The sequence below is a fragment of the Phyllobacterium sp. P5_D12 genome (assembly GCF_054049495.1).
Window position 1 is genome coordinate 1 of the sequence record NZ_JBFUMG010000984.1, and the last position, 1,014, is coordinate 1,014.

Below are 1,014 nucleotides of genomic sequence, written 5' to 3' on the forward strand. Positions count from 1 at the left end.
GCCTTCGAAAGCATCGAGCCCCAGCGCCACGACCAATGCTTCCGGCGCGAAGGCTTCGATGCGGCTTCTTGCGGCAGCAAGTGCTTCCAGGAATACCTCGTCGCCGGATTTGCGCACGAGCGGCAGATTGTGATTGTAGCCGAGGCCGGCGCCCTCGCCGCGCTCGTCGGCATAGCCCCAGAAGAACGGATAGAACCGCACCGGATCGGCGTGGATCGAAACGGTCAGCACATCGGAACGTGCATAGAAGATGCCTTGCGTTCCATTGCCATGATGCAGATCGACGTCGAGGATGGCGACGCGGGCGGCATTCTTGCGCAGTCTTTGCGCTGCGACCGCTGAATTGTTGATGAAGCAAAAGCCGCCGGCGACATCGGCGAAGGCGTGGTGGCCCGGCGGCCGGCACAGCGCGTAGGCAGCCGGCTCGCCGGACATGACCGCCTCGGCCGCTTCGACCGCGGCCCAGGCACTCCAGCAGGCGCTTTCCCAGGTCTCCGCCGAAATGGGACATGCGGTATCGGCCATGTGATAACCCGCCTGCCCCACGGCGGAAGCCGGATAGCTGCCCGTGCGGCTGATTGGATGGATATTGGGAACCACTTCTTCCGAGGCCCCGGGGATCAGTTGCCAGCGCCCATGGATAGTCTGCAGGAACTCCAGATATTCGGGCGTGTGAACGGCCGCAATCGGGCCGAGCCCGTGATTGGCGGGGCGATGGATAGAACTCCCCGCCGCTCGGGCACCCGCGAGAAGCCGCTCGATCCGCTCCGGCTTTTCCGGATTGGGCCTCGGCGCGCCGCTCGACAGAAAGCCCTTGGGGTTATGGTGCTTCTGCTCGTCCGCACAGAATGTTTTCATGAGCCTTTCCGTCCCTGGCGCCATCGTCGGCTGTATTCATGCATTACGCCAATCGAGAGTCAAAACGGAAACGCAGTCCGCGGTCGTCAGGCCTTTTCTTCGACAAAATGGTGCGTGGTTCGACTAGCTCACCATGAGGGAACCTGGGTGTTACCG

The 1,014-nt window shown here is 62.7% G+C and carries 1 protein-coding gene; it reads right to left on the reverse strand.

Going from position 1 to position 1,014, the window contains the following annotated elements; translation table 11 throughout:
- A partial coding sequence (locus ACXJ5O_RS28160; protein ID WP_457302787.1) for a histone deacetylase family protein occupies positions 1-858 on the reverse strand: 858 nt, incomplete at its 3' end.
- Between the last annotated feature and the right edge of the window lie 156 nt (positions 859-1,014).